The sequence below is a fragment of the Micromonospora sp. 4G55 genome, assembly GCF_016803375.1.
Map to the genome: position 1 here is coordinate 1 of NZ_JAEVHN010000315.1, position 6927 is coordinate 6927.

A 6927-nucleotide genomic window follows, 5' to 3' on the forward strand; every position below is an offset into this window, starting at 1 on the left:
GCCGCGCTCGGCGGCGGCCGCGACGATCGCCCGGGCCAGCGGGTGTTCGCTGTCCGCCTCGACGCCGGCGGCGAGCCGCAGCACCTCGTCCTCGCCGGTCCCTCGGCGGCGGCCGCGACGATCGCCCGGGCCAGCGGGTGTTCGCTGTCCGCCTCGACGCCGGCGGCGAGCCGCAGCACCTCGTCCTCGCCGGTCCCTGGCGCGGCGCCACCCCGACCACCGCGTGCTCCCCCTTGGTGAGGGTGCCGGTCTTGTCGAAGAGCACCACGTCCACGGTCCGCATCCGTTCCAGCGCGAGCCGGTCGCGGACCAGCACGCCGGAGCGGGCGGCCAACGCGGTGGAGAGCGCGATCACCAGCGGGATGGCCAGGCCGAGCGCGTGCGGGCAGGCGATCACCAGCACCGTCACGGTCCGCACCACGGCCTCGTCCCGCGCGCCCAGCGCGGTCCACACCACGACGGTCAGCACGGCGGTGCCGGTGGCGATGTAGAAGAGCCAGGCGGCGAAGCGGTCCGCCAGCGCCTGCGCCCGTCCGCCGGACTGCTGCGCCTGCGCCACGAGGCGCTGGATGCCGGCGAGGGTGGTCTGGTCGCCGACGGCCTCCACCCGGACCCGGATCGCCGAGTCGGCGGCGACGGTGCCGGCCACCACCCGGTCCCCGACCGCCCGGGAGACCGGGCGGGACTCACCGGTGACCATCGACTCGTCCAGCTCGGCGGCCCCGTCGACGATCCGCCCGTCGGCCGGCACCCGGCCACCGGGACGGACCAGCACCACGTCGGCCACCCGCAGCCCGCTCACCGGCACCCGTTCGGTGCCGCCCTGCGGCCCGACCCGCTCGGCCTCGTCGGGAAGCAGCGCGGCCAGCGCCGCGAGCGCACCCCGCGCCTGCCCGACGGCCTTCATCTCCTGCCAGTGCCCCAGCAGCATGATGGTGACCAGGGCGGCCAGCTCCCACCAGAAGTCCAGCTCGAAGGCGCCGAGGCTGGTGGCGAGCGAGGCGGCGTACGCGACGGTGATCGCCATCCCGATCAGCAGCATCATCCCCGGGGCCCGGTCGCGCACCTCGCGCACCGCGCCGACGAGGAACGGCCAGCCACCCCACCAGAAGACCACCGAGCCGAGCACCGGCCCGACCAGGGACCGGCCGGGGAACTCCAGCGAGTAGCCGAACCACTCCATCACCATGTGGCTGGTGGCGACCACGGGCAGGGTCAGCGCCAGGCAGAGCCAGAACCGGCGGCGGAACATCTCCGGGTCGTGGCCGGCGTGCTTGTCGTGCCCCCGGTGCCGGTCCGACCCCGGGGGCCCGGACTGTCCGGCGTGCTGGTCCATGCCCCCACGATGCCCGGTGGACGCGCTGCCGATGGCACGAACCGGGCGGACCCGCACCGAACCTGGCTACCATTCTCCGGCCATGACTCGCCATCCGCCGCAGCTGCCGCCGGCCCGCGTACCGCGCCGGGCTCGGCGGCCGTGGGCGACCGCCCGGGCGGGTCGACACACCGGGCGACCACGCCGCCCGGTCGCCCTGGGTGAGCACGCCGGCACCCAGGGCCCACATCGGGGTACGCGTTCCGCCACGCACGTTCCGCCGGTGAACCGACCGGCCGGCTGACACGTACCCCGCCCTGGATCGTTGGGAGACTCGCAATGGGCGCCGACCACACCCGTCCCGCTCCGTCCGCCCCACCGGGGGTGCGGCGGATCCTCGTCGCGACGGTGGTCCCGCTGTTCGTCATCACGGTGATCGCCGCCCTGGTGCTGTGGCCGCGCGACTCGCGGCCGGCCGACGGCGGCGCCGAGCCGGCGCGCCACCACGGCACGGTGACCCGGGTGGTGACCGAACCCTGCCCACCGACGCCGGAGGCGCCCGGCGCGGCCGAGGGCCCGTGCGGGACCGTGACGGTCAAGGTCGAGCAGGGCCCGGACAGCGGCCAGCAGGTGGAGACCCCGGTGCCCGCCGGCCCGGGTGCGCCCACCGTGGCGGTGGGCGACGAGGTGGTGCTGGTCCAGCTCGCCGACCCGGCCAACCCCACCGCCACCAGTTACCAGATCGCCGAACACCAGCGGGGCAAGCCCCTGGTGTGGCTGGTGGCGCTCTTCGCGGCGGCGATCGTGGCGTTCGGCCGGCTGCGCGGGCTGGCCGCGCTGGCCGGGCTGGGCGCCAGCTTCGCCATCCTGCTGGCCTTCGTCGTACCCGGCATCGCGGCGGGCGGCTCGCCGCTGCTGATCGCGATCACCGGCTCCGCGCTGATCATGTTCGTGGTGCTGTACCTGACCCACGGGATCACCGCGCAGACCTCGGTGGCGGTCCTCGGCACGCTCGGCAGCCTGGTGCTGACCGGAGTGCTCGGCAGTCTGGCCACCGCCGCCACCCACCTGACCGGGTTCGGCAGCGAGGAGGCCACCACGCTGTCGATGTACCAGCGCGACGTCGACCTGCACGGGCTGCTGCTGGCCGGCATCATCATCGGCTCGCTCGGCGTGCTCGACGACGTCACCGTCACCCAGGCCGCCACCGTCACCGAGCTGGCGCACGCCAACCCCGGACTGTCCCGGACGCAGCTCTACCGGGCCGCCACCCGGGTCGGCCGGGCGCACATCGCCTCCACGGTGAACACCATCGTGCTCGCCTACGCGGGCGCCTCGCTGCCGCTGCTGCTCCTGCTCACCGCCGACAGCCGGCCGGTGAGCCAGATCCTCACCAGCGAGTTCCTGGCCCAGGAGATCGTCCGCAGCGCGGTGGCGACGCTCGGCCTGGTCGCCGCTGTACCGCTGACCACCGCTCTGGCCGCGCTGGTCGCCACCGCCGGTCGTGGCCCGGCCGACGACCCGGCCCGGGACACCGGACCGGCACCCACGCCCCGCCCCTCCGCCGACCGGGACGCGGCGCTCGAGGCGCTGAGCGCGTCGCGTCCCGGCGGACCGTCCACCCCGGCCCCCGCACGGTGGCCCGACCCGGAAAGGAGCACGGACACCGCATGGTGACACTCCGCTGCGTGACCGACGCCGACGCGGAACCTGACGAACGCGTCACTCGTCACGCATCGCTACGACGAAATAACGCTTTTAGTCGGGTTCTGGACGTAGATCCCCGGTACGACTCTCGGGTAACCTCGCTGCCGGTCACCGCCGAAGGCGCGCAGCGGCGCCTGCGGTGCCGCCGCCCAATCGCCGCGAGGCGAACCGGGGAACCAGGTACATGGGGTGAATCCGCGCGAGCGGTAGGGGCCACTTCCGTCCCGAACCCGTCAGCTAACCCGGTCGGCGGTCGACGGAAGGGAACACTGTGACGGCACCCCTGCGCCGCTGGTTGACTCCGGTGGTGGCCGTGTTCGCCGCTCTGGCCATCCTCGGCGGGCCGACAGCCGCGATCGCCGCGCCCTCGACCCCCACCCCCTCCGGGCACGAGGAGGACGACGAGCCCAAGCTGCTCACCGACGTCATCGAGCTGCGCAACCGCGAGTACTCGAAGGCCAAGACGCAGCTGGAGAAGTCCAAGAAGCGCCAGCAGCAGCTCGCGCTGGAGGTGCGGCGCGCGCAGGACGAGCTGGCGGCGTTGCAGCCGACGGTCTCGCAGATCGCGGCGCAGTCGTACCGGACCGGCCGGATCGGCGCGGTGGCGATGCTGCTGGAGAGTGACGCCCCCGACTCGTTCGTCCGGCGAGCCGCCGCCCTGGACGAGCTGAACATGGTCAACGCGCAGAAGCTGGCCAAGGTCACCGCCGCCAAGAACCGCGCGGAGCAGGCCAAGCTGGCGCTGGACGCCGAGGTGCGCGAGCAGCAGAAGCTCACCAACGACATGGCCCGGGAGAGCCGGGAGGCGGAGAAGGCCCTCCAGCTGGTCGGTGGCCGGGGCTTCACCGGCGGCCTGGTCGACGCGACCTCGCCGGTGGCCCGGATCGGCCCCGGCCGGATGGCGGACGGCAGCTGGCGTCCCGAGTCGCGTACCGAGGACGACCCGACCACCTCCGGCACCATCACGCCGCGCACCCTGCACGCGTACAAGGAGGTCCGGCGCGCCGGCTTCAACCGGTTCGCGGGCTGCTACCGGCCCGGTGGACCGTGGGAGCACCCGAAGGGCAAGGCCTGCGACTGGTCGTTGCAGCGGAGCGGCTTCGCGCCCTGGCACAACAACGACACCCGGATGTACGGCAACAACCTGGCCGCGTTCCTGATCCGCAACGCCGACCGGCTCGGCATCTACTACGTGATCTGGAACCGGCAGATCTGGTTCCCGGCGACCGGGTGGAAGTCGTACAGCGGACCGTCGAACCACACCGACCACGTGCACATGTCGATGCTCTAGCGCGCGGCGCGTACCGAACGAGGGCCGTCCCCGGTGGGGGCGGCCCTCGTCGCGTGCGGGGGGGGTCAGCCGGCGACGGCGGTCGCCCGATCGCCGGCCTGGGCCGGCACGGCGCTCGGCACCGCGGCCACCGTCCGCACCTCACCGGCGGCCAGCCGGTACGACATGCCGACCACCGCGCACCGCCCCTCGGCGACCGCGGCGGCCAGTACGGCGGAGTTGCCCAGCAGCGCCTCGACGGTGTGCGCGATGTGAATGTCGACAATCCCGTCGACGTCGTCGACGCCCTGCTCGGCGGCCCGCCGGAGGCTGGGCGCCACCGCGTCCACCACCGCCCGCAGGTGCCCGACCGGCGGCGTGCCGGTTCGCGCGGCGTCCCGGGCGGCCTGGACCGCCCCGCAGGAGTCGTGGCCGAGCACCACCACCAGCGGGGTGCCCAGGACGCTCACCGCGTACTCGACGCTGCCGAGCACCTCGGGGCCGGCGGTGTGCCCGGCGGTACGGACCACGAAGAGGTCACCCAGACCCCGGTCAAAGATGATCTCGGCGGCGAGGCGGGAGTCGGAGCAGCCGACGATCACCGCGAACGGGTGCTGGCCGTCGGCGACCGCCGCCCGGTGCAGCGAGTCCTGGTTGGGGTGGCGCTGCGCGCCCGTCACGAAGCGCCGGTTGCCGGCGTGCAGCTCGGCGAGCGCCTGCGTCGGATCGGTCAGGGTCATTGCCTCACCTCGGTCCCTCACGAGATCGGCCTGGTCACACCCGGCCGGCGACGGAGGCGGCCTCGCCGCCCACCGTCACACGTAGCAGAAGATACGTCAAGGTATACGTGATACGGATTTCATACTTTGCCCCGGCGTCGACGTGATGTTTCGTCGCGGCGTCCCGCGGGCTGCCGGCCGGGAGGCGGAGCCAGGGGAGCCAGGGCGGAAAACCCGATGGACTGGCCATACGATGGCGGGCATGGCGACGACTGCGCAGAACGGGAGCACCCGGAACTGGACGTTCCTCACCAACCACGCGCACGTGCTGCTCGCCATCGCCCGCAACCCCACCGCCCGGCTGCGGGACGTCGCCGACGAGGTCGGGGTGACCGAGCGCGCCGCGCAGGCGATCGTCGCCGACCTGGAGGTTGGCGGCTACCTCCACCGCACCCGGGTGGGCCGGCGCAACGAGTACACGGTCAACCCGCGCGGCCACTTCCGGCACCCGGCCGAGTCCGACCGTCAGGTGGGTGACCTGCTCGCCCTCTTCACCGGCGAGCGTGCCGAGTCCAGCTCCTGACGGCCGCCCTCGTCGCTCCGCGCCGACCGCGCGGCGCTCGCCGGCCCCGGTGTCGGTCCGGTCGACCACGACGTGACCACGGCCCGACCGACCACCGGCTTGCCCGGACGTCGGTCCGGTCGACCACGGCACGACCGCCGGCCCCGTCCGGTTGCCTCGTCGGCGCGCAACGCCCGACGCAGGGCGCCCTGAAGGACCGGACCGCCCGTCGCCCCGTCCCGGGCGCGGCGGCGGTAATCTCAGCGCGTGCGCGAGAGCTTCCGGCCGACTGGGACGGCGCTGACCGAGACCTCCGGGCGTCCATCCCGGACCGTCCTCGGTGGAGTGGTGGCGGCCCTGCTCGCCTCGCTCGTGGTGTCACCGGCACCGGCCGTGGCGGCCCCGAACTGCCCCAGCCCGGCCGGCGGGGTCGCCCCCGCCGAGACGCCGTGGGCGCTGCGCCGGCTCGACCCGGCGTCGGCCTGGCGGATCACCCGGGGCGAGCGGATCACCGTGGCGGTCATCGACTCCGGCGTCTCCCCCACCCATCCGCTGCTCAAGGGGCAGGTGCGCGAGGGCCGCGACTTCAACGGCCTGCCATCGATGCAGGGCCGGTGCGACCTGGCCGGCCACGGCACCATCGTGGCCGGGATCATCGCCGGGCGGGACGACACCGGAGCCCCGTACAGCGGCATCGCGCCCGCGGCCCGGATCCTGCCGGTCCGGGTGCTGCCCGACACCCAGCGCACCAGCGACCCCGGCCTGCCCCTGCAGATCGCCAACGCGATCCGCTGGTCGGCCGACCAGGACGTCCAGGTGATCAACCTGTCGCTGGTCACGGTGGACCACCCGGAGCTCGCCCGGGCCGTCGACTACGCGCTCGGCAAGGGCGTCGTGGTGGTGGCCGCCGCCGGCAACCGGCAGCAGGAGCAGCAGGACCTGCCGGCGTACCCGGCCGCGTACCCGGGGGTGATCCGCGGTCGCCGGAGTCGGACCGGGAAGGCGGTCACGTCGGCAGCTCGGTCAGCGGCAACTACGTGGACATCGCCGCGCCCGGGCTGGACATCGTCGGCCCCGCCCCCGGCGGTCAGGGCTACCTCGCCGAGCCGCAGGGCGGCACCAGCTTCGCCGCCGCGTACGTCTCGGGCGCGGCGGCGCTGATCCGCGCCGCCCGGCCCGACCTCACCCCGGAACAGGTCGCCTACCGGCTCACCCGCACCGCCGACAACCCGCCCGAGGGGCACAACCCCGAGCTCGGGTACGGGGTGGTGAACCCGTACCGGGCGCTGACCAGCCTGCTCGGCACCCGGACCGATCCCCCGGTCGGGGCCATGCCGCCGCCCGGCGCGGCGGA

General features: G+C 74.3%; 6 protein-coding genes, 1 pseudogene and 1 riboswitch. Of the genes and pseudogenes, 5 read left to right on the forward strand and 2 right to left on the reverse strand.

The features are described from left to right. Positions 1-1336, reverse strand: a pseudogene (locus tag JNW89_RS22575) (HAD-IC family P-type ATPase); the annotation flags it as partial. Between the two features lie 318 nt (positions 1337-1654). Here JNW89_RS22575 and JNW89_RS22580 point away from each other — a divergent pair. Together JNW89_RS22580 and JNW89_RS22585 are read left to right on the forward strand one after the other, a co-directional pair. Further along, positions 1655-2992 (forward strand): YibE/F family protein, encoded by a 1338-nt coding sequence (locus tag JNW89_RS22580; protein ID WP_238450414.1) that lies wholly within the window; start codon positions 1655-1657, stop codon positions 2990-2992. A 166-nt stretch (positions 2993-3158) separates the two neighbouring features. Beyond that, positions 3159-3289: riboswitch (cyclic di-AMP (ydaO/yuaA leader) on the forward strand. 4 nt (positions 3290-3293) lie between these two features. Then, the gene (locus JNW89_RS22585) at positions 3294-4313 is read left to right on the forward strand and encodes a hypothetical protein (protein WP_238450415.1); all 1020 of its coding nucleotides are present in this window, start codon (positions 3294-3296) and stop codon (positions 4311-4313) included. A gap of 65 nt (positions 4314-4378) precedes the next feature. Here JNW89_RS22585 and JNW89_RS22590 read toward each other — a convergent pair whose 3' ends face one another. Continuing rightward, a complete protein-coding gene (locus tag JNW89_RS22590) occupies positions 4379-5032 on the reverse strand; it encodes a carbonic anhydrase (protein WP_238450416.1) in 654 nt (217 codons plus the stop codon). A gap of 232 nt (positions 5033-5264) precedes the next feature. Here JNW89_RS22590 and JNW89_RS22595 point away from each other — a divergent pair, with 232 nt between their 5' ends. The 3 genes from JNW89_RS22595 to JNW89_RS36900 all read left to right on the forward strand — a co-directional run. Next, a complete protein-coding gene (locus JNW89_RS22595; protein WP_238450417.1) occupies positions 5265-5594 on the forward strand; it encodes a helix-turn-helix domain-containing protein in 330 nt (109 codons plus the stop codon). A 246-nt stretch (positions 5595-5840) separates the two neighbouring features. After that, positions 5841-6734 (forward strand): S8 family serine peptidase, encoded by an 894-nt coding sequence (locus JNW89_RS22600; protein ID WP_309140018.1) that lies wholly within the window; start codon positions 5841-5843, stop codon positions 6732-6734. Further along, positions 6617-6927, forward strand: a 311-nt coding sequence (locus JNW89_RS36900) for a S8 family serine peptidase (RefSeq protein WP_309140019.1), incomplete at its 3' end; no start/stop codon positions are given. The genes JNW89_RS22600 and JNW89_RS36900, both read left to right, overlap by 118 nt.

Bases quoted from the DNA above. Each gene is read 5' to 3' on its own strand.
- JNW89_RS22580 (WP_238450414.1), top strand. From the start codon at position 1,655: ATGGGCGCCGACCACACCCGTCCCGCTCCGTCCGCCCCACCGGGGGTG.
- JNW89_RS22590 (WP_238450416.1), bottom strand. From the start codon at position 5,032: ATGACCCTGACCGATCCGACGCAGGCGCTCGCCGAGCTGCACGCCGGC.
- JNW89_RS22595 (WP_238450417.1), top strand. From the start codon at position 5,265: ATGGCGGGCATGGCGACGACTGCGCAGAACGGGAGCACCCGGAACTGG.